The organism is Leptobacterium flavescens, from assembly GCF_010671605.1.
GTDB lineage: Bacteria > Bacteroidota > Bacteroidia > Flavobacteriales > Flavobacteriaceae > Leptobacterium > Leptobacterium flavescens.
Genome location: NZ_JAABOO010000002.1, coordinates 783,208 through 808,142, shown reverse-complemented (window position 1 = coordinate 808,142; position 24,935 = coordinate 783,208). Strand labels below are relative to the sequence as shown.

Sequence of the window (24,935 nt, the reverse complement as noted above, 5' to 3'; positions counted from 1 at the left end):
AATAGAATTTTACAATCTTCTGTCCGGATCTCTTCGTTTTTCCCATTTAATATCGCTGAGGATAGATCCTTTGATCCCGATAAAGAAGAACCAGGTTCCGCTTTCTCTGAAAGGCTGCCAGTCGAAACTCATTCGCCAGCTATCCAGATCCCTTTCAAATCCGAGATTGGTAAAACCGAATCCTTTCCCCAGAATATCATAACTCGAAGAAAACCGCACCCTCCATTTCTGAGAGAGCTCTACGTTCCCGCTAAACTGAATGGAGTTATTGGTAACCTGATTTTGCCGGTTAGAATTGTTGTATCCAAAGCTGTAACCGATCCGCAGATCCCAGGGAATGGCACTGTTATAGGGGGTGTTGTCTGACCTTTCCCGATCTCTGTCATCATCTTCATCAAAGGAACTCCGCTGGTTCCGCCCAATGGCAAAACCGCTCTCAAAAAAGGCATCATCTACATCTTCCTCCACAGATTTACCACTGTCATCATCTTCTGCGCCTCTCTTTTTTCTCTGGAAGGTCTTATTGGAGAGGGAATAACTCAATGTAGCATTGGCATTCGTGAGCCTGAATAAGCTTCCCCCGTTGTCTATATTAAAGGTGTTTATCCTTCTTCCGCTATTGTCAATGGCATAGGGGTCCAGTGTAGCTCCGAAGTTTATACTCATCTTGTTGTCCAGGATCCTGGTACCTCCGGTAACCCTCAGCGGGCTCCATCTTAAGGAATCGGCTTCGAGATTATAAGCGGTGTTAAAATTCAAACTGCTTAGGAGCGATATCTTTTTAGGTTCGGTTTCTGTCGTATCCCGGCTCCGGACCTTTGCTTCCAGGGTATTACTGATGTTAATACCTATATTGTTGGCACTCCCGAGACTGGGCCTTCCGAGAATACTGTTTTCAAAACGGGTAAACTGCTGAACTTCGCCGTTTTCATCAATGTACTCGTCAAATAACCGATCCGAAGGTGGAGTGTATCCCCAGGAGATCGACGGCCTCATTACATGACGAATAGCCTGTATTTTTTTATCCTCTCCAAAGTTAAAAGTCCCATAGAGAGTTGTTCCCAAACTGGCTCCTAAACTATATTGTGCAAAACGGTCAAAACCGGCAATAGTATCAATGGGGGCTTCACCCAGAGCAGCATCGAAATCCCTTCTTCGTATCGTTTCAAAAACCCAGGTGTCGTCATAATTGGCATTAAGACTTACACTGAGATATTTGGCTACCTTAAAATTGGTGTTGATAGGAATAGAGTGTCTTGCACCGATCTCTGCATCGTCAAACATCTGACTGGTCAGAAAAAGAGAATCTGTAGTCTGTATCCTGTTCTCACCTCTTAAATTGTACTGAAAGTTAATATTTTGAAGAAGCCCTTTCTTGGGTTTGTCTTTAGGTGCAAACGGAAAGATCCTCTCCACACTGGCCTGCAGGGTAGGCAGGGTCAGGTTAATGATCTCTGTATTCGTATTCTGGTTGTGCGTGGCCGTAAGGCTTATGTTCACTGCCGGATAGGCAGGAAAGGTCTTGGTGTATGAAATAGATGAACTCAGAGTGTTCTGTAAAAAGTCTCCCGTGTTGTTCAGCTGGTTCAGGGATTGTCTGAAGAACTGACTACTACCAACGTTTACCGAAGCAGAGAATCTGGAATTCGGATTGGCTTTCGGATCCTGCGTATGCCTCCATCTTAAATTAAAAACACGTTGCTGGGTGAAATCGGAGAAACCACGCTGACTTGTAATATTGTTCTCGAAGCGGAAACTCAACCCTCCGGTAAAACGATAACGAAGTGCATAAGTACTCTCTGCACGTACCCCGAAACTTCCGTTGGTAAAATAATCCCCGGTAAGAGCCAGGTCAAAATAATCACTGATCGCAAAATAATATCCCCCGTTCTGGAGGAAGAACCCTCTTTCATTAGACTGTGAGAAGGTCGGGAAAATAAATCCCGAAGTCCTGCTCTGGGTTAAGGGAAAATATGCAAAAGGAACTGCAATGGGTGTAGGTACATCGGCGATGTACATATTACTGAAACCTGCAATTACCTTCTTTTTGGGTACAAATTTCCCTTTTCTCACCCGGATATAATATTCCGGATCATCTATATTCTCAGAAGTGGTAAGCTTTCCTTCATACAGATAGTAGACCGAATCATTCTCTTTTTTGGTTACTTCTGCTTTGACCGTAATTCCGCCTCCGCTGCTCACACCGCTCAAACCTCCGACAGATTGTTCGGATTTTGAGTTCCAGATCAGCGCTTTTTCGGTATCGAAATTAAAACGGATGGAATCTGGTTCAACTACATTGTTCCCCTGTTTAAAATAAGGGCGCTGTGTGTAATTCCCTGCAGAGTCCTTTATCCGGCCTGCATAAACTTCATTCTTTATATAATCTATGACAATGATCCCTGCCTTTAATTCTGTATCCTGATAATAAACTTCCGCTTCGTTGTAGAGATAGATCTTTTTGTCTTTCTGACTGATCCTCTCGTAATCTTTGGCATTACGTTTGATCTGATCGAGGAGAAGAGGTTTTTTCCTGTTTAGGCTATCGGTCTTTGTCGTATCTGTTTTAACGGTATCCAAAGGCTTGACTAGCAAAGAATCTTTGACCGGACGGGTTACCGTTGAATCTTTTTTTGCAGGGATATTCAGAGGTTTTTTTACAGGAGGTTCCTGTGCGAATAACGATAAGCTGCAAAGAAAAAAAATAACGATTAAAAGTATGTAAGGTTGTTTTGCTTGCAAAGCTTTAAATCCTATTTTTGTATAACTATGGCTCAATTTTTGAAGAGTCAAACTTACGTATATTTTTTCGTCTGTTTGCAAGAGTTTACAAATATTTTAACCAAATAAATAACTAAATACATACGTTATTATTACAACATGAAAAGACTTTTTTGTACAATATCAATCCTGATCATAATTTTTGGTTTGCTGACTTCTTTCAATTCGCTCAAAAATCAAACCAAAAAGAAAAAGTTTACTGTTGTTTTAGATGCGGGACACGGGGGTAAAGATCCCGGTAAAGTAGCCAAACAAGGTAAAAAGCGGTATTTTGAAAAAGATATTGCTCTTAATATCGTACTTCTCGTAGGGAAGGAGCTGGAAAAGAATGAAGATATAAATGTTGTCTATACCAGAAAGGACGACACCTTCGTAGACCTCTATGTACGCGGGAAGATAGCCAATGAAGCCGGTGCAGATCTTTTTGTTTCCATTCATTGTAATGCCCATAGTTCTCAGGCATATGGCAGTGAGACCTATGTTCTCGGGCTTCATGCCAATGAGCAGAATTTTGAGGTAGCCAAATCGGAGAACGAATCCATTTATTTTGAAGAGGACTATGAGACCAATTATGCCGATTATAACCTGGATTCTCCGGAATCGGTTATAGGATTGACCATTACCCAGGAAGAATTCCTGCTTCAGAGTGTGCAACTGGCTGCCAGGATCCAGCAGAATTTTGAAAATAAACTCAAAAGAAAGAGCAGAGGAGTAAAGCAGGCGGGATTCATTGTATTACACCAGACTTTTATGCCAAGTGTACTTGTAGAGACCGGTTTTATAACTAATGATGCCGAAAGGAGATACCTTCAATCCTCTAAGGGACAGAGCGAAATATCCAAGGGGATAGCCAATGCCATTGTGGATTACAGAGAGACCCTGTTGGAAAATGTCGGAGATGATTTTTCATTTGAGACCCAGCTTGATAGTATTGCGGAGACCCCGGAAGTTACTGAAGGGACCAATGGAACCGGAACAGAGACTAGTAAAGAAAATAAGACTGAAACAGCTGTAAAGAAGGAAGAGAAGAAGGATGTGGTGTTCCGGGTGCAAATTGCGGCAGGATCGGTTCTGCTTGAGGCCAAACCCTATAATTTTAAAGGTCTGGATCCTGTTATTGCGGAAGAATCAGATGGAGTATACCGTTATTTTTACGGAGAATCTCCTTCCTTTGAGGAAGTAAAGAAGTTTCAAAAAGAAGCCCGGGAAAAAGGATACCCTTCGGCTTTTATTGTTGCCTATAAAAATGGACAAAAAATAAGTGTAAGAGAGGCTGTAAAATCTACGTCCAATTAGAGACTTACTTAAGAAAATTATTTCTAATTTTGTTCAGAACCAAAAAAAAGGTAACATTTGAAATTATCGAGAGAACTCAAAACAGCAATAATAGTACTTGGAGGCATCTTACTTGGTATTCTATTGTTCAGCTATCTGAAATCCAACTCAGTTTTTACAAGATATCGTACATTCTATGTGGTTTATGATCATGTAGGCGGATTGGCAACTGCTACTCCGGTAATGGTAAATGGTTTCCCTATCGGAAAGACCAAAGACATTCGTTTTCTGGATAAATCGGGAAAATTACTGGTAACACTTGCCATTGATGGCGATTTTGAGTTTTCAAAACACAGCGTGGCCGAACTTTTTGATACCGGTATCATAGGTGGAAAGAGTATACAGATCATTCCTGTCTTTGACGGAAGTGCACCGGCTATGTCGGGGGATACCCTTAGCGGAAATATAAAACCCGGAATTACCGAACTGGTTACTCAGAAGCTAACTCCTTTACAGGAGCAATTAGGGCAGATGCTGGTAAGCGGAGATTCTTTACTGGTAAATGTTAATGGCTTGCTGGACAATCAGGCGAAAAGCGATATCAAGAGTAGCCTTGCCGGCCTTAATGAGACCATTGCCAATTTTAAGAAGGCATCGGAGTCTATTAATGAGCTGATAAAGAACAATGATGAAAAGCTAAATACTACCCTGGGCAATGTTGAGAATATAACAACCAATTTGTCTAAAGTATCCGATTCATTGGCAGAAGCTAATATAGGAACAGCGGTTAAGGACCTGCAGTCCACAGTGAGTAATATTAACAGTGTACTTAAGAAGATAGACAATGGAGAAGGCTCTATAGGGAAACTATTAAAAGACGAGGAATTATACGATAACCTTTCCGGGGCTTCCAAGCAATTGGAAGAATTACTGGAAGATATGAAGCTCAATCCTAAACGATACGTGCATTTTTCACTTTTTGGAAAACGCCCGAAACAGTATGAACCTTCGAAAGAAGAAACTGAAAATAACTAAACTATGAATTATCTGGCTAGTTTCATTTTTGCAATTATCCTGGTTGCCGGGATCGGTTTTTTTGCAATGAACGTAAAGAAAATGATGCGTAACATCAAATTAGGAAAGGATGTTGACGTATCAGATAATAAGGCTCAGAGATGGAGGAACATGATCATGATCGCCTTGGGGCAGCAAAAAATGGTGGTCAGACCCGTAGCAGGCTTACTTCACATCATAGTTTATCTCGGTTTTATAATTATAAATATTGAGGTCCTTGAAATAATCATGGACGGGCTCTTCGGAACCCACCGTGTATTTGCCGATTTCGGAACGATGTACAATGTGCTGATCGCTTCGTTTGAAGTATTGGCATTATTGGTATTGGTTGCGGTGATCGTTTTCTGGATCCGAAGGAATATAATAAGGTTACAACGTTTTATCAAACCAGAAATGAAAGGCTGGCCTGAGAAGGACGGGAATTTTATCCTTTACTTCGAAATGGTGTTGATGCTGCTTTTCCTTACCATGAATGGCGCCGATCATCAGTTACAGATCCTGGGGGCTGAACATTATACGAAAGCAGGGGCATTCCCGGTCAGTCAGTTTTTACTACCATTATTTGACGGTCTGTCCGAAGGAACGCTCATTATTGTAGAAAGAACGGCCTGGTGGTTACATATTATAGGTATTCTGGTGTTCCTGAACTACCTTTATTATTCCAAGCACCTTCATATTCTTTTGGCCTTCCCGAATACCTTTTACGGGAACCTGAAACCTAAAGGAGAGTTTAATAACCTGGAATCGGTAACCAACGAAGTAAAGCTGATGCTGGACCCTAATGCAGACCCTTTTGCCGCACCGGAAGAAAATGCAGAGGAGGCTCCGGAGAAGTTCGGGGCATCGGATGTACACGATCTGAACTGGGTACAGTTATTAAATGCCTATACCTGTACGGAGTGCGGGCGCTGTACCAGCGTTTGTCCGGCTAACCAGACAGGAAAAGAGCTTTCTCCGAGAAAAGTGATGATGGATACCCGTGACAGACTGGAAGAAGTTGGAAAGAATATAGATGCCAATAACGGAGAATTCGTAGAAGACGGAAAACAGCTGTTGGACGATTATATAAAAAGAGAAGAATTATGGGCATGTACTTCCTGTAACGCATGTACGGAAGCCTGTCCTGTAAGTATAGATCCGCTTTCGATTATCCTGGACATGAGACGTTATTTAGTGATGGAGCAATCCGCCGCTCCGGCCGAACTGAATAATATGATGAGCAATATTGAAAACAATGGAGCTCCATGGCCTTATAATCAAATGGATCGATTAAACTGGCAAAACGAAGCATAACTTAAATAACAGAAAAATGAACAAAGAAGAAGTAGAGAAGTTCCTCCATCAGAAAGTTGAAGATGGAGAACATGTGAGTCCGGTATTGCCGGAGGGGATCAAGAATTACCTGATCGATATAGACGGGACAATTTGCGATGATATCCCGAATGAAGAACCCGAAAGGATGGCTACCGCCGAAGTCTATCCGGATGCCCTGATTACCCTTAACAAATGGTATGACGAAGGGCATATGATCTGTTTTTTTACTTCCAGAACCGAAGATCACCGAGTAGTGACCGAAGGCTGGTTGAAAAAACACGGATTTAAATATCACAGTTTGTTAATGGGAAAACCTCGTGGTGGAAATTATCACTGGATCGATAATCACCTGGTAAAGGCTACAAGATACAATGGGAAATTTACCGACCTTGTGGAAAAAGAAGTGACAATCCAGGTATTTGATGACGGAAAGCACGATTAAAATATAGTTTAGAAAATGAGTGAAGCTTTAAGAGTACCAACCATGGCCGAGTTGATGGCCGAGGGTAAACAACCCGAAGTTCTGTTTTGGGTAGGATGTGCAGGGAGTTTTGACGACAGAGCAAAAAAGATCACCAAGGCCTTTGTCAGGATCCTGAACAAAGTGGGAGTTGAGTTTGCCGTACTGGGAACTGAAGAAAGTTGTACGGGAGATCCCGCCAAACGCTCCGGAAATGAATTCTTGTTCCAGATGCAGGCGATGTCCAATATTGAGGTACTCAATGCTTATGAAATAAAAAAAATAGTTACCGCCTGCCCGCATTGCTTTAATACCATTAAAAATGAATACCCTTCTCTGGGTGGTTCTTACGAAGTGGTACACCATACTCAATTCCTGAAATCCCTGTTGGATGAAGGGAAACTGAGTATTGAAGGCGGACAGTTTAAAGGGAAGAGGATCACTTTTCACGATCCTTGCTATCTGGGTAGGGCTAATAATGTATATGAAGCCCCCCGGGAACTTATCCGAAAACTGGATGCGGAGCTGGTAGAGATGAAAAAGTGCAGGAAAAACGGTTTCTGCTGCGGTGCCGGAGGAGCACAGATGTTTAAAGAGCCCGAAAAGGGAGATAAAGATGTAAATGTTGAACGTACGGAACAGGCTTTGGAAACACAACCGCAGATCATAGCTGCCGGGTGCCCGTTCTGTAATACAATGATGACTGACGGAATAAAAAGTAAGGAAAAAGAAGCCGAAGTAGAGGTGATGGATATTGCAGAGCTTATTGCCAATGCAAACGACCTGTAGAGGTTCTATCCCGTAGAAATACGGATAGCATCTTTTTCTGCTTTCTTATTTTAACTTTTTTATAAGAATCTCCCGATTCTTTTATTTATACCGATATCTTAATTTTGTTTAAAAAGCTAATATGTTAGTAGATTTTGAAAAGCTTCCGGAAACTTCCTGTATATGGATTTATCAGGCGAACAGAGGGTTTTCGGATGGAGAAATATCAGAGATCAGGCTTAAGCTCGATACATTCCTTGAGAATTGGACTGCTCATGGAGCAGATCTGCGGGCTTCCTATGAGATAAAATACAATCGCTTTATTATAATTGCATTAGATCAGGGAATTAATTCGGCTACCGGATGTTCTATCGATGCTTCCGTTCATTTTATTCAGCAATTGGAAAAGGAATACAATGTTGACTTGCTGGACAAAATGAATGTTTCTTATAAACAGGGAGAATATGTGGCTTACAAGAGCCTGACCGATTTTAAGAAGATGGCCAAAGACAGAGCAGTTTCCAAAGACACTATAGTGTTTAATAATCTTGTAGCTAATAAAGGAGAATATCTTCAATTCTGGGAAGTTCCTGCTAAAGATAGCTGGCATTCCCGCTTTCTAAACTAATGCCCCGCCCAAAAGTTATTAAGTTCAAATTGTTGAAAGAATCAGGCGTTGAGGCTTTTATAAACCTGATCCCGATCGTATCTTTTGGCATCATTTTAGCAGAATGTATCCTATGAGAAAATATTTATTCCTGATCCATACACTTTTTATTACGGCAGTTTTGGCCAGGCAGGACCATCCGCTTATCACCAAAGATTCACTGGAACAACAAAAATGGGTAGACAGTATCTATAACTCCATGTCTTTGGAGGAAAGAGTGGGGCAATTGTTTATGGTGGATGTTTTCTCATCTAAAGAAAAAAGACATACAGACAGGGTTAAAGAACTGATCAGGGAGCACCATATTGGAGGTGTGATCTTCTCTAAAGGAGGCCCGGTCCGTCAGGCCAGACTAACCAATGAATACCAGGAACTGTCCAAAATACCTTTGATGGTCGCTATGGATGCCGAATGGGGACTGGCAATGCGCCTGGATTCCACCTATGCTTTTCCCTGGAATATGACGCTGGGTGCGGTAAAAGACAATGCCCTGATAGAAAGGGTGGGTAGACAGATAGGAAAACATGCCAGACGCCTGGGAGTTCATATAAATTTTGCTCCCGATATAGATATCAATACCAATCCTAACAACCCGATTATCGGAAACCGGTCTTTCGGAGAAGATAAGGAGAATGTAACCCAAAAGGCACTTGCTTTTATGAAAGGAATGCAAAGTGCCGGAGCCCTTACTTGTGGAAAGCATTTCCCGGGACACGGAGATACCGATACGGATTCTCATAAAACATTACCTACCATATCCTTTAGCAGGGAGCGTATAGATAGTATAGAACTATATCCGTACAGGAAACTGATAAAAGAAAATCTGGAGAGCGTAATGATCGCTCATCTTAATGTTCCGAGCCTGGAACAGAGAGACGGTTATCCTTCATCTATTTCAGAAGGAATTGTGACCAGTCTTCTTAAGGATACCCTGGGTTTCAAAGGCCTGGTATTTACGGATGCCCTGAATATGAAAGGAGCTTCCAATTTTACAAGCCCGGGCGATATTGACCTGGCCGCCTTTCTCGCAGGAAACGATATTCTGCTTATATCGGAGAATATTCCGAAGGGGATAAGTAAAATAAAGGAAGCTTATGAAAAGGGCGTTATCACTGAGGAGCGGTTGGCTATCTCCGTAAAGAAGATCCTTCAATCTAAATACAAGGTAGGTCTGAACAATTACAAGCCGGTAGAGACGGAAAACCTGGTAGAAGACCTGAATACCCTCGAGGACGACCTGCTGCATGAAGAGGTTATGGAAAATGCACTGACGCTGGCAAAGAACAAGCTTAATCTGGTGCCGGTCAAAAACCTTAACACCAAAAAAATTGCCTATGTGGAATTAGGGGATGACAGCGGGGATACTTTTTTAAAAGCGATGCAGCGGTATGGTAAGGTTGATAAAGTATCTGCACCTTTACTGAACGAACTCCTGGCCAAGCTGAGAAATTACAATATGGTAGTGGTCGGGTTTCACCGATCCAATGCCAATCCGTGGAAATCCTATAAATTCAAGGACAAAGAGCTGATCTGGCTGCAGGAAATAGCGCGGAATCACAATGTTATCCTGGATATCTTTGTCAAGCCCTACGCTCTACTGGATATCCCGTCTATCGAGAATATCGAAAGTATTATAGTCAGTTATCAGAACAGTGATATAGCCCAGGAGAAATCGGCTCAGCTTATCTTCGGAGCCATAGAGGCCAAAGGAACTTTACCGGTATCCGCACATGAGGAATTAGTAGTAAACACGGGTTTAAATACCAATAGGTTATATCGTCTGCAATACGGGATTCCGGAGAGTGTTAAGATGAATGGGGAAAAACTTCTGGAGATCGATTCGGTGGCCCAGTTGGCTATCGATTCGCTGATGATGCCCGGAGCTCAGATCCTGGTAGCGAGAAAAGGAAAAGTGATCTATAATAAAAACTTCGGAAAAACCGGTTACGAAAACGGGAGAAACATAGGAGAGAGCAGTATTTACGATGTTGCTTCCCTGACCAAGATCCTGGCAACTTTACCGATGATCATGAAAATGGAGGAAGAGGGGAGACTTTCAATGGAAACTCCGCTTAAGGAAATGCTGCCGGAAGCAAAAGGAACGAATAAGGAAGATATTACCCTGAGGGAGATGCTGTCGCATTACGCTCGCCTGAAAGCCTGGATCCCTTACTATTTAAGGACTCTCGATACGGTAACGCATCAACCCTCTGCAGAATATTACAGAAAGCGTCCCGATAATTTTCATTCCATCAAGGTTATAGGAAACTTGTATCTGAGAAAGGATTTTAAGGATACCATCATCAACAGGATCATGGAAAGCGACCTGATAAGGCGTAAAGAATACAGATACAGTGATTTACCCTATTACCTGCTGAAGGAGTATATTGAAAGGGAAATGAATACTTCTTTGGATAAATTGGTGCAACAGAATTTCCTGGCTTCCCTTGGAACGAACAATACGACCTATAACCCTTTGGAGAAATTTTCGAGGGACAAGATCGTTCCTTCGGAAGATGATTCCTATTTCAGATATCAAAGGATACAGGGTTATGTGCACGACATGGGAGCAGCCATGCAGGGAGGAGTAGGAGGTCATGCAGGCCTCTTCAGCAATGCGAATGATGTGGCTAAAATTATGCAAATGTACCTTCAGGGAGGCTATTATGGAGGCAAGCGTTATTTTAAAGCTTCGACAATAGATAAGTTTAATACCTGTTATTTTTGTAAATTTAATAACAGAAGAGGAGTTGGTTTTGACAAACCTCAATTGGAAGAAGTAGGTCCGACTTGTGGTTGTGTTGCAGAATCAAGCTTCGGGCATAGTGGTTTTACAGGAACCTATACCTGGGCTGATCCGGACAAGGAGATCGTATACGTTTTCCTTTCCAACAGGACGTATCCTACCGCCCAGAACAGAAAACTGATTTCAGAAAATATCCGGACCGTCATTCAACAGATTATTTATGACGCTGTCCTGGAGTAACGAAAATATTATAGGAATTCCTGAATGAGAAGACTTTCTCATTTTCAGGCACAAAAAAATAAACAGATGAAAATTGCAATAGTTTGTTACCCGACCTTCGGAGGAAGTGGTGTTGTAGCTACCGAACTTGGAATAGCACTTGCTAACAGGGGGCATGAAGTGCATTTTATTACCTACAGGCAACCGGTACGACTGGCCCTTTTAAGCGGGAATATACATTTTCATGAGGTTCATGTTCCCGAATACCCTTTGTTTCACTATCAGCCTTATGAGCTCGCCCTGTCGAGTAAACTGGTAGATACCGTAAAGCTGTACGGGATAGAGTTGTTGCATGTACACTATGCAATTCCTCATGCCTATGCAGGTTTTATGGCGAAGAAAATGTTGCAGGAAGAAGGGATATCCATTCCAATGGTCACAACCCTGCACGGTACCGATATAACGCTGGTAGGAAACCATCCGTTCTATAAACCTGCAGTTACCTTTAGTATTAACAATTCCGATGTGGTTACTTCGGTTTCACAGAGCCTGAAGGACGATACCTTAAGACTTTTTAATATCCGAAAGGAAATACATGTCGTTCCCAATTTTATAGATAAACGGAAATACAGCCAGGATTTTACGGATTGTCAGCGGGATATGATGGCAAATGAAGATGAGCGTATCATTACCCATATAAGTAACTTCAGGAAGGTAAAACGCATCCCCGATATTATTCAGATCTTTTACAGGGTGCAGCAGAAGCTGCCATCAAAACTTATTATGGTTGGAGAAGGCCCTGAAAGAACGGAAGCAGAACAATTGTGCAGAACTCTGGGAATAGAGAACAAGGTATTGTTCTTAGGGAACAGTAATGAAATTGACAGGATATTGTGTTTTTCAGACCTCTTCCTTCTTCCGTCTAAGACAGAAAGCTTTGGTCTGGCAGCTCTAGAAGCAATGATTAATAGTGTTCCGGTAATATCCAGTAACACCGGAGGTATTCCTGAGATCAATACGAACGGAGTAAGCGGATTTTTAAGCGATGTGGGAGATGTAGAGGAAATGGCGGCAAACGCTATTCATATCCTTGAAGATGATACACGACTGGAGAAATTTAAAAAGAATGCCAAAGAAGAGGCTTTAAAGTTTGATATAGCGAATATAGTTCCTGTTTATGAAGAGATATATCAGAAAGCTTTCAGCCTTGCTTAAAAAGACACCTATGAAATTAGCAGCGGTTTTTCTATTATTCGTTTCCTGTTTTTTTAATGAAGACAGGTATAAAACCGATGCTGTTCAGGAACCTACTTTTGAGCTTATTCTTCAGGAGCAAACCGGAGGACCTGCCAAACCGCAGATGATGGTGGTTAAAGGGGAGAAAAGCCTGAAAGATTTCTATATTCAGATCAACAAGACTAGAAGACCCGGGCTTCCGGTTCCCGAGATTAACTTTAAAGAGGAAAAAGTGATTATCCTCTGTATGGGCTCCAGAACTACAGGAGGATACAGTATCGAGATAGAAAAGCTCGAAGAAAAGGCCGATCTCATTAATATCTACGTCAGGGAAAAAGGTTCTCCGAGTAAATACAGTACCTCCGTTTTAACCGAACCTTTCAGTATCTATAAGATAAAAGCAGCTGATAAAAAACTGGTTTTTAAAAAAGCCGATCAGCGGTAAAATTCCCGTAATCTCATTAAAATAAGAGGTTATTAACCGAATTTTACATCATTTTTATCGATTAGATACCCTTCAACTCAGCGTCCGTTGAGAAAAATTATACCTTTATACCAGTTCTCTCAGAAATATTAAATGAATTAATAGCAAGAATTATTTAATTAATGAGAGCATGTATTTTCGATTAAAAATCAATTCTGATTTTAACCTTGGCAACGACAGCTTTTTTGTTGCCGGTTATTCCTATGCTTTGAATTTAGCGGTGCATCACTCTCAAAACTCGGTTTTTGAAAAACACTATATCCAACATATTTTAACTAAATAGCGCACTATGAAATTTAGAACATTACTCTTTTTAACTTTATTATTTATTACTGGTGTCAGCGCACAGAATCTGCATACAGATTCCAATGCAGCATCCATTGATAACGAAGCTGATGCAACAACAGGCTGGTTCGGATTGGCAAACCTGGCTTCTGATTCATCAGATCCTTTTGACGGAGAATTTGCTTTAAGAGCTTCTTCTTCGGCTACCAACGGAAGAAATATTAATTACAGTTTTAACGCTGAGATCGGAACGACTTATGTCATCAGTATCTGGGCCAGGGAAGGAGAACAGAGTTTTGAACCTGCCTTTGCCAACTGGAGTGGCCTGGATGGTTTTACCAATCCAACCCTGATCGTAGGTACCGAATGGCAGGAATATACTTTCGTTGTTACGGCTACCAGTGAGAACCCGCTTATAGGTGTGTTTACAAGCCCTTCGGTTGGAGGTGCTGAAGGAGATACCGTATTTATAGACAGGGTTTCCATTACTCCTCAGGACAATGAAGCTCCTTCTGCGGTAATCGATCTTTCGGCTTCCAATACTACTGCTACTTCTACCGATCTCTCCTGGAGTGCATCTACAGATGATGTAGGAGTTACCGACTATGAAGTTTTCCAGGATGGAGAAAGTATCGGTATGACAGGTGGCGCTACCAATTTTGATGTTACAGGCCTGGATCCTGAAACCTCTTACGATTTTACGGTATTGGCTCAGGATGCATCCGGAAAAGTTTCCGATATAAGCAATGTTTTAACGGTAACGACCGAAGCAGAAGAAGATAATAGTTGTGGTCCCGGACGTGTGGCAATTTGCTACAGAGGACAGACCTATTGCGTTCCTAAATTCCTTGCATGGTTCTATGTAAGATACGGTGCATCTCTCGGAGCTTGTGATGATGATGCTGAAAAGCCAATTGTTGCCAGAGCACGAGTATATCCTAACCCGGCCAGATACAATACTTATCTGTTGCTAAGAGCCAGAAAAGAGGCTACGATCGGAGTAAATATCTACACCAGACACGGAAGATTAGTATACTCTGAGCAGGCTAATGTTGAGCAGGGAAGAAACGTAATTCCACTTCAGATATCTTCTTTCAGGAGAGGACTTTACATTCTTAAGATCACCGATGCAGGGATCGATCAGAAAAGCATCAGGATCTTTAAATTATAACTGAAAACAGAATTTAGGCAAAGTCGATTGTTAATCAGGCGGAGATCAATGAACCGATAATTGGATCACTTCACCGATTTTGATTAATTAATCGACTTTGTCTTGTCAAAAAATACGTATCTTTGGCATGATATAAACCTAGAGTATTAAATTGATTAATAGCAAAGAATGTTAATTTAATATTTGAGGGTATGTATACTGCCAAAAATTACTTTTCTCTCCAAGCAATAATCTCAGGATTATTGTCTAAGAATTGTATTCCTTTTATTTTGATGGCCTGTATCATTTCTCCTCTTATTGAGATGTGAAACAATAAATTAATTATATATAATTTAATCAACTGGCCATGAAATATAAATTACTATTTCTTATTTCTTTATTTGTAATTGGTGTTAATGCGCAGGACTTACATGATGATGCAAATGCAGCTTCTGTTAACAACGAAGCGAATGCTACTACCGGTTGGGGTGGATTAGCCGTTTTAGCATCGGATGCAACAGATGTTTTTCACGGATCTTTTTCGATAAGAGCATCTTCTTCTGCTACCAATGGTAGGAATGCCGATTATACTTTTAACGCAGTTATAGGAGAAACCTATAATATTACTATTTGGGCAAAACAGGGAACTCAGAGTTTTAACCCTGCTTTTGCAAACTGGAGCGGAATGACCGGATTTACAAACCCGACTCCGATTACCAGTACCGACTGGACGGAATTCAATTTTACCGTAACTGCAACAACTACAACACCAACAATTCGTATTTATTGTAGCCCTTTTACCGGAGGAACTCAAGGAGATACGGTAATGATAGACAGGGTGTCTATTACTGTTGCTTCTTCAGATACTGAAGCACCGTCTGCCGTAACCGACCTTGCAGCTTCCAACACTACAGCTACTACTACCGATCTTTCCTGGAGTGCTTCTACAGACAATGTGGGAGTGACCGACTATCAGGTTTTCCAGGACGGGAACAGTATAGGGTTTACCGGTGGAGCGACTACTTTTAATGTTACCGGTTTAACAGGAAATACTTCCTATGCCTTTACAGTAACAGCGAGAGATGCAGCAGGAAACACTTCGGCAGCAGGTAATACGGCTAATGTAACTACACCGCCGGCACCTGATACCGAGGCACCGTCTGCAGTGACTGATCTTGCAGCCACCAATACAACACAAACAACTACCGATCTCTCCTGGAGCGCATCTACAGATAATGTAGGGGTAACCGATTATGAAGTATTCCAGGACGGGAACAGTATAGGGCTTACCGGAGGAGCAACCACTTTTAATGTAACCGGATTAACGGCCAGTACCGCATATGCTTTTACGGTAACGGCAAGAGATGCAGCAGGAAATACTTCTGCAGCAGGAAATACGGCCAACGTTACTACTTTAGATCCGCCGGATACCGAAGCGCCATCAGCAGTAACTGATCTGGCAGCTAATAATACAACGCAAACAACTACCGATCTCTCCTGGAGCGCATCTACAGATAATGTAGGAGTAACCGATTATGAAGTATTCCAGGACGGGAACAGTATAGGACTTACCGGAGGGGCAACTACTTTTAATGTAACCGGATTAACAGCCGATACATCTTATGCCTTTACGGTAACAGCAAGAGATGCAGCAGGAAATACTTCTGCCGCAGGAAATACAGCTAATGTAACTACGCAGTCATCTCCGGATACGGAAGCACCGTCTGCAGTAACTGATCTTGCAGCTAACAATACAACACAGACAACTACCGATCTATCCTGGAGCGCGTCTACAGATAATGTAGGGGTGACCGATTATCAGGTTTTCCAGGACGGGAACAGCATAGGGTTTACAGGTGGAGCAACTACCTTTAATGTGACCGGATTAACAGCCGATACATCATATGCCTTTACGGTAACAGCAAGAGATGCAGCAGGAAATAACTCTGCGGCAGGTAATACGGCCAATGTTACCACGCCACCGGCACCTGATACCGAGGCGCCGTCTGCAGTATCCGATCTTGCAGCTAATAATACAACACAGACAACTACCGATCTCTCCTGGAGCGCATCTACAGATAATGTAGGAGTAACCGATTATGAAGTATTCCAGGACGGGAACAGTATAGGACTTACCGGAGGAGCAACTACTTTTAATGTAACCGGATTAACAGCCAGTACATCGTATGCTTTTACGGTAACAGCAAGAGATGCCGCAGGAAATACTTCTGCAGCAGGAAATACGGCTAATGTAACTACCTCAGGAGGCGGAGGAGTAACAGATTATACTTCTGCGAACTCCAATCTGCCGACAGTAGACTGGCAGGCCAGAGACCTGATGGCAGCAGGTTCTCTTGGTATCGGAACCACCGGTGTGGTTCCCGGTTTCAGACTGGCAGTAGCCGGTAATGTGGTAGCCGAAGAAGTTAGAGTAGATCTTCAGGCAAACTGGCCGGATTATGTTTTCGAGAACAATTATAATCTTCCAACCTTAAAAGAAGTAGAAGAATATATCAGGCAAAAAGGTCACCTGAAAAATATCCCAAGTGCAAAAGAAGTAGAGGAGAACGGGATAATGGTAGGGCAAATGAATGCCATGTTACTTAGAAAGATAGAAGAATTGACACTGTATACCATCCAGCAGGAAAAGAAAATAAAGAAGCTGGAGGAAGAGAATAAGAGTCTTAAGGATATTAACAAAAGATTACTGGAAATAGAGAAAAAGCTGGAATTAGATAAAAAGAAATAATATTGATCCAATGTTATTAAGGTTATCTTAAAATTAAAGATAGTTATATGAGACAAGTCTATATATTATTGATTTTATTGATTTCAGGATCCATCGGTCTGAACGCTCAGAGTATCCGGAAGAATTATCTGGAGCTGACCGAGACAGAAAGGATTAATCTGATCAATGCTTTCTATGCACTCAGAAACGGGCCCGATCTGGTTAATGATCTGGCCACCTTTCATATGGATTTCTTTAGCTTTGACAATACGGCAGATCCGACCAGACTGGATATCCACCTGAACCTTCCCGATGAGCCGGAAAGAGATATTTTCCTGGCCTGGCACAGAAGACAGATGTTTGAGATGGAACAGGCAATGCAGGATATTAATCCAAGGATCAGCCTTGCATATTGGGATTCTTCTGTAGATCAGTCGATAAATGACCCTATCTGGGATCAGGATTTCCTTGGGCAATTTAACGCCGACTGGAACCTGAACAGGAACCTTGGAGGTAACGGGGCTCTACCTACACCTCAGGAGGTAACTACGGTTCAGTCTAATACCGATTTCCTTACGTATTCTAATGCTTTTGAAAGAGGAACACCTCACGCAGGAGCGCATAGATGGGTAGGTGGTGTAATGCCAACTTCGGTATCGCCAAGAGATCCGATCTTCTATTTTCACCACAGTTTTGTTGATAAACTATGGCAGGAATGGGAGGAAGTAAACCAGAGTTCGGCATTTATTATGACCTCCATGCTCAGGTATGACGGAACGTATGTTTTTGACGGAGAAACTTTACCGTTGGTAAATCCGAACGATATTACGGACAGCAGGGCGTTAGGTGTGTTTTATGCAGAGAACGGGCTGGCAGAACTGGATAATTATACGGTGAGTAACACCCATAATCCTGAAGAGACATTTTACTATCAGTTTTCGATAGAGGTAGGAGATAATTTTATTGCACCCTCCGGGACCAGCAGTAGGATAGAATCTGTAAATAATATTCTTTTAAGGCCCGGTTTCCGTGCCGAAAGCGGAGCCTCTTTTGTTGCAACCATCGATACGGCGCCTATTACAAACGGCATCCAGGGAAGAGACAGAAGTTCTGAGATCGTGAGAAATCAAAAACCTTTTGATGAGGTAGGTGAGCTTGAGAATGTAATATTTACGGATGAGGATCTGGTAGATGATGTGGTACTGATCAAATCATTTCCCAATCCGTTTACCAATAAGATTACCATTGAAGTTAGCAAGAACATCAAAGAATGTAGCATCATCATCTTTAATATGATGGGGCAGGTGGTGAAAGAAGAGTTCTTTGATGACACCAGCAATATAGAGATCAGAGGACTTTACGGACTCTCGAACGGAGTTTATGTATTGAAGGTAGTAGATGGTAATAACAATGAGTTGATAACGAGAAGGATCGTTAAATTATAAGGAATGAAGATGTCAGGAATAATGGCCTTGTGGTGTATGTTCCTGATATCTACATTCAGTATTGAGGAAAAGAATTGCTTACAATCAGATAATAAATCATTTATCAGAATTTTGAATAACAGCAAATATCCTCTCGGGAATATAATGCTGTATTCAAAACATTTTAAGGACCTCCGACCGGGTGATTCATCAAAGTATAAAAAGATACGTTTTGATGAACGCAAAGACGATGCAATTGTTTTTGTCTCGGTAAACGAGGTCAATTTTGCAGTATTTTTAACTGTGCCCGAAATCGGTAGGAAATACACTGTTGTCATAGACAGCATTCAATTGAAAGAACGAAATATTTTTGTAAGAGAATTGAAAAAATAATGACCTACTGTTTATATGCTGTGATGGAGGTGTCCGTTTGAAAAAGAAAAGAAGGGGGTGTTTTAAAAAGATCTAAATCCGTAACCGTTTAGATATAGGCTTGCTTTTTAGAGATTCTTTATTTTCTTGGATTTTGGAATTACGTGAGCGTAGTTCAGGATAAGGAATGTTTAAATTACTTTATTGCAAAATATAAAGGGGGAAAAATGTATTTGCTATGAATATTTCGGCTTCTAATCCTATATACAGAAAGGTATACAGGCAGCTATTTATTTTAAAGAAAAATTTAGATTATCGTTCGGAAGTTAAGGGGAAATTAAAGACAGTTAATGGTGATTCGCTAAGCGATAGTGAAATTAATGAGATCAAGCAGTACTATGCTTCTTTTGGTTTTTCCAACGTAAAGAATTATTGGCATAAATTTTACAAGACGATCAACGGGACCTTTTTTAAGGAATACATTCCCGAAGATCTTTTTTATTCTACTATTGAGCCCTGTTTAAACAGAAAAGAGCTCCTTCCCGCTTTATCAGACAAAAATTTATTAGGAAAAGTTTTCGACGGAGTAAAAATGCCCGCTACCGTCGTACAGAATATTAATGGATTTTACACCAAAGACGGGCGCGTCATTTCTAAAGAAGAAGCCATCAGCTTGTGTTCCGAACACAGCAGGCTGATCTTTAAACCCTCTATTCACTCCGGAGGAGGAGTAGGGGTTGTTGTTTGTTCTATAAACAATGGAATGACCGACTTTAAAAATAAATCGCTGGAAGAACTCCTGAGCTCTTATCGCAGAGACTTCATCGTTCAGGAAGTTGTTAAACAGAACAAGGTGATAGCTTCACTCAATCCGTCTTCCCTTAATACCCTGCGTGTGGTGTCTTACCTCAGAGAAGAAGAGGTGGTAGTCCTGTCTACTGCAGTAAGAATAGGAGGGAAGGGACAATTTACAGATAATGTGGCAATTAGCGGAGTTGCCTGCGGATTGAATGAGGACGGATCCCTTAAAGATCTAGGATACAATAAAATGTATCAACCTTTTGAAAAAGGAGAAGACGGAATTGTGTTCAGTACCGTTAAGATACCTTTTTACGACAAGGTGAAGGAAACAGTAAAAAAATTGCATGCTCAGATACCCTATTTCCGACTCGTTTCATGGGATATTGCCCTGGATGATTCGGATGAAGTGGTATTGATAGAATACAACGTTATGGCACAGGGAATATTTACCCATCAGTTGATTACCGGACCTATGTTTGGTAAGTACACAGATGAGATATTAAGTTTTTCAGCGAAATATCAAAAAAACCTATAAAAATTTAAAACCCGTGAGCAAAGAACTTCGTATTTATTGAAAAATAAATATAATAAAGAAAAAATGGTACTTGATTATAGCCTGTTAATTAAACAAATATGTTCTGTTATTGCACCGAAATGGTACATTAAGAAGAGCTTTGCCTCCAATCATAGCTATAACCTTAATTTTAAACGCCCGAGAACTTTCTCGGAAAAAATTGCTATCCGGAAGTTTAGGTATACCAGAGAGATGTCCGTACTGTCCGATAAAATAAAAGTTAAGGACTACGTAAAAGAAAGAATAGGGGAAGAATATCTGGTACCTACCTATGCAACACTGGACCGGCTTACTCAAAAAGCCTTTGACGAATTACCACAGAGCTTTGTTATAAAAGCCAATCACGGCAGCAGATTAAACCTCATTGTAAAAGACAAATCCCAATACACTTTTAAAGAAGTAAAGAAAATTACCGATAAATGGTTGAGGAAAAAATACTATTTGATCGGGATGGAGCTTCACTACAGGCATATTAAACCCGGACTTATAGTGGAAGAATTGCTTTTGAACGAACAGGGGGAGGTTCCGAAGGATTACAAAATACACTACTTTAAGAATAAGGGGGATGTAAAGTATTTTACAGAGGTCCATGCCGACAGGTTTTCCAATTTCCGTTGTAATTTTTATGATGGAGGCTGGAACAGGATCAACAATCCCTGGGTAGGGGAAGAAGAATTCGATGATGAGAATATGTCAACGCGTCCTGACCGTTATGATGAGCTTCTTGATGTTACCAAAAGACTGGCAGAACCTTTTAAATATGTAAGAGTTGATTTTTATGTATTTAATAACAGGATATATTTCGGCGAACTTACCTTTACTCCCACAGGCGGCACCCTGAGGTTCAAGAAAAAGACAATGGACGAATATTTGGGCAATTTGTGGGAAGATTAAATAGTATGGACTGTTAATCGGTTATTTTTAAAAGAAAAGTTGTTTCGTTATTTTTCATTCAACTTTGGTATTTTAGGTATCTTACGATTTTATAGAACTTTTCTTTGAAGAATTGTAATGTAAAAGGTATTTTTATAGCATATATATGTAAGGATCCTACTTTATCGACCAAGCTAACCGGTTATAACAAATGAGGCTGTATTTTTTAATGCTTATTAAGAGAATTTGCTCAATTATAGCACCTAAATGGTATATAAGAAGACGCTTTATATCTAATCATCATTATACACCGAATTTTAAAGAGCCCAAAAGACATTCCGAAAAAATAGCTGCAAGGAAATTCAACTACACTAAAGAGATGTCCGTTTTATCAGATAAGATAGCGGTAAGGGATTATGTCAGAGAAAAAGTCGGAGAAGAATACCTGATCCCGTCTTATGCGGTCTTAGACAAACTTACAGAAAAAGCCTTTGAGGAATTACCTGAGAGTTTTGTTATAAAAGCCAACCACGGCAGCCGGTTTAACCTGATTGTCAGGGATAAATCCCAATTCACTTTTGAGGAAGTAAAAAAATTAACCGATAGGTGGTTGAGAAATAAATACTACCTGATCGGGATGGAACTTCATTACAGGCATATAAAACCAAAGCTTATCGTAGAGAAGTTGTTGCTGGACAGTGAGGGAAAAGTGCCTAAAGACTATAAATTACATCACTTTAAAAATAACGGAGACCCAAAACTGTTTATCGGGGTTCATACAGACCGCTTCGAGAATTACGAATATAACTGTTATGACGAAGATTGGAATGTACAGCAAAATCCATGGGTCGGAGAAAAGGATATTTACGAGAATTCAGTTATCAAACAGCGCCCGAAAGAGCTCGATCTTTTAAAGGAGCTATGTGGAAAACTGGCTTCCAGGTTTAAGTACGTGAGAGTGGATTTTTATATCGTTGACGATAGGATCTATTTCGGAGAAATGACCTTTACTCCTAACGGCGGGGCAATGAAACTCAAAAGAGAGGAAGTAGATCGTTGTCTTGGTGGCCTCTGGGGAGATTAGTGCCTCTTGCTATTGTATCTCCAGTTCCTTAAAACCGAAAATATAAGCTTGCGGTTTGTTCTCTTCCTTCAGATACAGATGATTCCCGGAATGAATGTTTAAACCTCTGTCGATAAGTGCAATGGTTTTCCACCCGAGGGAGTTAGGACTGATAAAATCTTTCTTTAGATTATCTCCGATATAATAGTAAACAGTGCCTTCCAGTTTATTTTGTACCAATTCAAAATTTTGAGGATGAGGCTTTTCTGTTCCCGTTTCTTCCGAAATAATAAATTCATCCATAAGGGCTTCCAATCCCAGGGCTTTTACTTTATTTCTCTGAGTAATACTCCTTCCGTCTGTTATAATTGCAGTTTTTCCGCCTTTTTGCCTGATGCTTTCTATGATATTCAGGACTCCCGGTTTTAGTTCAATATCCGGGCTATGGGTCCGGTAAATATGAAGTAGTTCCCCGATATCCGCCCCGTATTCTTTTTCCAGGAACTCAAAAACGTTTTCCTTATTCCTGTACATGGCAAACATTCTCAGGAACAGTTCGGCCGGTTTTTCCGGATCCACCTTTCCCGCAATAAGCCTGTATGCCGATCTCAGATAATCGAGCTCGTTGTATAGAGTATCGTCCAGATCGAATACTATTACGGTATTTTTATCAACCTTTATAGTCATGAACTAAAATTTCATCATCGTATCTCAACATAAGCAGATTTTCTTCCCAGCAGTCAAACTGATCCTCTATTTCCCTGTTCATAAAGTACTCTTCAATGATCCATCCGGGAAAATTGGCGCCAGCCCTGTATGAAAGAGGATAGCCTCCTCCAAACCTGGGGTTTATTTCTATACCCACAATACGATCTTCTTCTTTGTGTTTAAAGAATTGCACCGTAAGGCAACCTATGGCCCCGTCTATAAAACTCAGGTGCTCCCTGACGTAATCTACGATTTTATTTTTTACGGTTACCCCTTTATTAACCTCTCCGTCCCTTACCTCTATCCGTTTTCTGGGAACAATACATTTGAGCTTGTGATCCTTCGCATAATAGAGATCGCAGGTAAACTCTTCAAATTTGCTGTGATCAAGGTATTCCAGGAACATCAGTTTGTCGTTCTTAAAATGATAATCGGTCAGATCTTCCTTTTCCTTTATAATATAGGTATCCACACTTCTGCTCCCGTCTATAGGTTTGATAAAAAGCGGAAGTTTATACTGATCTTTAGAGTATTCATGGGCAACTTCAATATTATGCGTTTTGAAGAATTCGTGTATTACCCTTTTATCACGGCATTTTTCTATAAAATCCAGCGTCGGAAGGAGGGGAGTGATCCCATTCTCATCAAAATGCTTCTTATTCCTGGCCAGTAAAAGTAATTCCGTGTCTATGGTAGGAATGACCAGGGAGATCTTATTTTCCTTGCATATAGAAATAAGTATGTCTATATAATCGGGGTGATCCAGACGAGGAACCTCAAAAGCTTTATCAGCAGCAAAACATGCAGCCGAAAGCGATGGTTTCGCATCAACAGCCATTACCATTGCATCCTCGTTGAGTTTCTTAAGTTCGGTTTGAAAAGCCCTTACCAGGGAAACCCTTCTTCCTGCAGATGTGATCAGTATATTCATTTTAATAGACGATAAAAGGTTTTATAGATAAATAAAAAGGGAAATAATAAATATGACCGGTTAAAAATAAAGACCAGAATTTTATAACGTAAGCCCTGGTAGTCCTTCCCTACAAACTCGGTAATGGGGTAAGCTCCCATCGACCTGAATTTTTTAAGTGTTTTACGCAGTTCGCCAAAACCCATGTCCGATTTCGGAAAACGTACCAGGAAGAAAAAAGCATAACCATGTTGCCTGTTTCTAAGTCTTTTTACCGCTCCATTATGACTGAGCCTGGCGATAAGCCCGCTGAGTTTTTCAACTGCATAGGAGAGGTCAAGCATATGTCTCTTTATATGCTCCGGAGATCTTTTATGCGTAATAGAATCGGCAGTTTGGCGGTAACGATGTATATCAGCAGGGATCATTGCCACCTTCTTTGCATCTAAGAAGAGGGTGGGAGTATAATAAGAATCCTGTACAAATTTCCGATCGTAAAAGGAAAGCCCGGTCTTGAGCATGTGTTCTCTCCGGGTGATATACCACCATACTTCCGCCCTGTAGTTAGTGTCTGAAACAAAACTTACACCGTCCAGGACATGAAGATCTTCGGTCCTTTCGTGAAAATTGGCAGATTGTTTCAAATCTGAAGAACTGGTAACCTCCGATTTGAACCCAAGAATGTCCAGTTGTTCTTTTTCCAGGATCTCAGTAAGGCCGCCAAGAACATTTGCGGCTATATAATCGTCGGAATCGAGAAAGTACAGGTATTTTCCCCTGGCCAGGGCAGCACCGGCATTTCTTGCTGCTCCGTTCCCCTGATTACTTTGATTGTGCAGAATAATATTAGAGTGCTCTTTTATATAGTTTTCAACGATCTCCGGGCTTTTGTCCCTGGAACCGTCGTTGGCAACTATGATCTCGTAATCTTCCGACGGCAGATCCTGAGAAAGAACACTATCCAGACAGCATGCAATATACTTTTCTGCATTATACATAGGAATGACTATACTTAATAGCATG

At 41.0% G+C, this 24,935-nt stretch carries 20 protein-coding genes; 16 read left to right on the top strand and 4 right to left on the bottom strand.

The annotated features are described in order from the left end of the window. Positions 1-9: 9 nt before the first annotated feature. Positions 10-2,793: a putative LPS assembly protein LptD gene (locus GWK08_RS11180; RefSeq protein WP_163607273.1), complete on the bottom strand. Its 2,784-nt coding sequence runs from the start codon at positions 2,791-2,793 to the stop codon at positions 10-12. Positions 2,794-2,880: 87 nt separating this feature from the next. On the opposite strand from GWK08_RS11180, the gene GWK08_RS11175 reads away from it, so the two are divergent. The 16 genes from GWK08_RS11175 (at position 2,881) to GWK08_RS11100 (ending at position 22,315) form a co-directional block, all read left to right on the top strand. Continuing rightward, on the top strand, positions 2,881-4,077 hold the full coding sequence (locus GWK08_RS11175; RefSeq protein ID WP_163607272.1) for an N-acetylmuramoyl-L-alanine amidase: 1,197 nt from the start codon (positions 2,881-2,883) through the stop codon (positions 4,075-4,077). 57 nt (positions 4,078-4,134) lie between these two features. Continuing rightward, the gene (locus GWK08_RS11170) at positions 4,135-5,091 is read left to right on the top strand and encodes an MlaD family protein (RefSeq protein WP_163607271.1); all 957 of its coding nucleotides are present in this window, start codon (positions 4,135-4,137) and stop codon (positions 5,089-5,091) included. A gap of 3 nt (positions 5,092-5,094) precedes the next feature. Beyond that, complete coding sequence (locus GWK08_RS11165; RefSeq protein ID WP_163607270.1) at positions 5,095-6,423, top strand: (Fe-S)-binding protein; 1,329 nt, start codon at positions 5,095-5,097, stop codon at positions 6,421-6,423. A 16-nt stretch (positions 6,424-6,439) separates the two neighbouring features. Next, entirely contained in the window at positions 6,440-6,886 is a 447-nt protein-coding gene (locus tag GWK08_RS11160) for an LNS2 domain-containing protein (protein ID WP_163607269.1), read from the top strand. Between the two features lie 15 nt (positions 6,887-6,901). After that, positions 6,902-7,693: a (Fe-S)-binding protein gene (locus tag GWK08_RS11155; RefSeq protein WP_163607268.1), complete on the top strand. Its 792-nt coding sequence runs from the start codon at positions 6,902-6,904 to the stop codon at positions 7,691-7,693. A 121-nt stretch (positions 7,694-7,814) separates the two neighbouring features. Further along, positions 7,815-8,300, top strand: coding sequence for an ABC transporter ATPase (locus GWK08_RS11150; protein ID WP_163607267.1), 486 nt, complete (start codon positions 7,815-7,817; stop codon positions 8,298-8,300). Positions 8,301-8,412: 112 nt separating this feature from the next. Next, positions 8,413-11,325 carry a glycoside hydrolase family 3 N-terminal domain-containing protein gene (locus tag GWK08_RS11145; RefSeq protein WP_163607266.1) on the top strand — a complete coding sequence of 971 codons (2,913 nt, stop codon included), beginning with the start codon at positions 8,413-8,415 and terminating at the stop codon, positions 11,323-11,325. A gap of 66 nt (positions 11,326-11,391) precedes the next feature. Beyond that, positions 11,392-12,519, top strand: coding sequence for an N-acetyl-alpha-D-glucosaminyl L-malate synthase BshA (bshA, locus tag GWK08_RS11140; protein ID WP_163607265.1), 1,128 nt, complete (start codon positions 11,392-11,394; stop codon positions 12,517-12,519). A 10-nt stretch (positions 12,520-12,529) separates the two neighbouring features. Continuing rightward, complete coding sequence (locus GWK08_RS11135) at positions 12,530-12,985, top strand: protease complex subunit PrcB family protein (protein WP_163607264.1); 456 nt, start codon at positions 12,530-12,532, stop codon at positions 12,983-12,985. 328 nt (positions 12,986-13,313) lie between these two features. Beyond that, positions 13,314-14,480 (top strand): fibronectin type III domain-containing protein, encoded by a 1,167-nt coding sequence (locus GWK08_RS11130; protein WP_163607263.1) that lies wholly within the window; start codon positions 13,314-13,316, stop codon positions 14,478-14,480. Between the two features lie 346 nt (positions 14,481-14,826). Beyond that, positions 14,827-17,208 (top strand): fibronectin type III domain-containing protein, encoded by a 2,382-nt coding sequence (locus tag GWK08_RS11125; RefSeq protein ID WP_163607262.1) that lies wholly within the window; start codon positions 14,827-14,829, stop codon positions 17,206-17,208. A 47-nt stretch (positions 17,209-17,255) separates the two neighbouring features. After that, a complete protein-coding gene (locus tag GWK08_RS11120; RefSeq protein WP_163607261.1) occupies positions 17,256-18,632 on the top strand; it encodes a tyrosinase family protein in 1,377 nt (458 codons plus the stop codon). 3 nt (positions 18,633-18,635) lie between these two features. Continuing rightward, positions 18,636-19,004, top strand: coding sequence for a hypothetical protein (locus GWK08_RS11115; RefSeq protein ID WP_163607260.1), 369 nt, complete (start codon positions 18,636-18,638; stop codon positions 19,002-19,004). Between the two features lie 217 nt (positions 19,005-19,221). Further along, positions 19,222-20,319, top strand: coding sequence for a sugar-transfer associated ATP-grasp domain-containing protein (locus GWK08_RS11110; protein ID WP_163607259.1), 1,098 nt, complete (start codon positions 19,222-19,224; stop codon positions 20,317-20,319). 63 nt (positions 20,320-20,382) lie between these two features. Then, positions 20,383-21,252, top strand: a complete 870-nt coding sequence (locus GWK08_RS11105) for an ATP-grasp fold amidoligase family protein (RefSeq protein ID WP_163607258.1) — start codon at positions 20,383-20,385, stop codon at positions 21,250-21,252. Between the two features lie 190 nt (positions 21,253-21,442). Then, positions 21,443-22,315: an ATP-grasp fold amidoligase family protein gene (locus tag GWK08_RS11100; RefSeq protein WP_163607257.1), complete on the top strand. Its 873-nt coding sequence runs from the start codon at positions 21,443-21,445 to the stop codon at positions 22,313-22,315. 9 nt (positions 22,316-22,324) lie between these two features. On the opposite strand, the gene GWK08_RS11095 is transcribed toward GWK08_RS11100, so the two are convergent. Genes GWK08_RS11095 through GWK08_RS11085 form a run of 3 tightly spaced genes read right to left on the bottom strand, consistent with a single transcriptional unit; the run spans position 22,325 to position 24,934 of the window. Next, entirely contained in the window at positions 22,325-22,981 is a 657-nt protein-coding gene (locus tag GWK08_RS11095; protein WP_163607256.1) for an HAD family hydrolase, read from the bottom strand. Then, the gene (locus tag GWK08_RS11090) at positions 22,965-23,933 is read right to left on the bottom strand and encodes an ATP-grasp domain-containing protein (RefSeq protein ID WP_163607255.1); all 969 of its coding nucleotides are present in this window, start codon (positions 23,931-23,933) and stop codon (positions 22,965-22,967) included. The genes GWK08_RS11095 and GWK08_RS11090 overlap by 17 nt, the downstream gene beginning before the upstream one ends. After that, positions 23,930-24,934 carry a glycosyltransferase gene (locus GWK08_RS11085; RefSeq protein WP_163607254.1) on the bottom strand — a complete coding sequence of 335 codons (1,005 nt, stop codon included), beginning with the start codon at positions 24,932-24,934 and terminating at the stop codon, positions 23,930-23,932. The genes GWK08_RS11090 and GWK08_RS11085 overlap by 4 nt, the downstream gene beginning before the upstream one ends. Position 24,935 lies beyond the last annotated feature (1 nt).

Bases quoted from the DNA above. Each gene is read 5' to 3' on its own strand.
- GWK08_RS11175 (WP_163607272.1), top strand. From the start codon at position 2,881: ATGAAAAGACTTTTTTGTACAATATCAATCCTGATCATAATTTTTGGT.
- GWK08_RS11165 (WP_163607270.1), top strand. From the start codon at position 5,095: ATGAATTATCTGGCTAGTTTCATTTTTGCAATTATCCTGGTTGCCGGG.
- GWK08_RS11160 (WP_163607269.1), top strand. From the start codon at position 6,440: ATGAACAAAGAAGAAGTAGAGAAGTTCCTCCATCAGAAAGTTGAAGAT.
- GWK08_RS11155 (WP_163607268.1), top strand. From the start codon at position 6,902: ATGAGTGAAGCTTTAAGAGTACCAACCATGGCCGAGTTGATGGCCGAG.
- GWK08_RS11150 (WP_163607267.1), top strand. From the start codon at position 7,815: ATGTTAGTAGATTTTGAAAAGCTTCCGGAAACTTCCTGTATATGGATT.
- GWK08_RS11145 (WP_163607266.1), top strand. From the start codon at position 8,413: ATGAGAAAATATTTATTCCTGATCCATACACTTTTTATTACGGCAGTT.
- bshA (WP_163607265.1), top strand. From the start codon at position 11,392: ATGAAAATTGCAATAGTTTGTTACCCGACCTTCGGAGGAAGTGGTGTT.
- GWK08_RS11135 (WP_163607264.1), top strand. From the start codon at position 12,530: ATGAAATTAGCAGCGGTTTTTCTATTATTCGTTTCCTGTTTTTTTAAT.
- GWK08_RS11130 (WP_163607263.1), top strand. From the start codon at position 13,314: ATGAAATTTAGAACATTACTCTTTTTAACTTTATTATTTATTACTGGT.
- GWK08_RS11125 (WP_163607262.1), top strand. From the start codon at position 14,827: ATGAAATATAAATTACTATTTCTTATTTCTTTATTTGTAATTGGTGTT.
- GWK08_RS11120 (WP_163607261.1), top strand. From the start codon at position 17,256: ATGAGACAAGTCTATATATTATTGATTTTATTGATTTCAGGATCCATC.
- GWK08_RS11115 (WP_163607260.1), top strand. From the start codon at position 18,636: ATGAAGATGTCAGGAATAATGGCCTTGTGGTGTATGTTCCTGATATCT.
- GWK08_RS11110 (WP_163607259.1), top strand. From the start codon at position 19,222: ATGAATATTTCGGCTTCTAATCCTATATACAGAAAGGTATACAGGCAG.
- GWK08_RS11105 (WP_163607258.1), top strand. From the start codon at position 20,383: ATGGTACTTGATTATAGCCTGTTAATTAAACAAATATGTTCTGTTATT.
- GWK08_RS11100 (WP_163607257.1), top strand. From the start codon at position 21,443: ATGAGGCTGTATTTTTTAATGCTTATTAAGAGAATTTGCTCAATTATA.
- GWK08_RS11095 (WP_163607256.1), bottom strand. From the start codon at position 22,981: ATGACTATAAAGGTTGATAAAAATACCGTAATAGTATTCGATCTGGAC.
- GWK08_RS11090 (WP_163607255.1), bottom strand. From the start codon at position 23,933: ATGAATATACTGATCACATCTGCAGGAAGAAGGGTTTCCCTGGTAAGG.
- GWK08_RS11085 (WP_163607254.1), bottom strand. From the start codon at position 24,934: ATGCTATTAAGTATAGTCATTCCTATGTATAATGCAGAAAAGTATATT.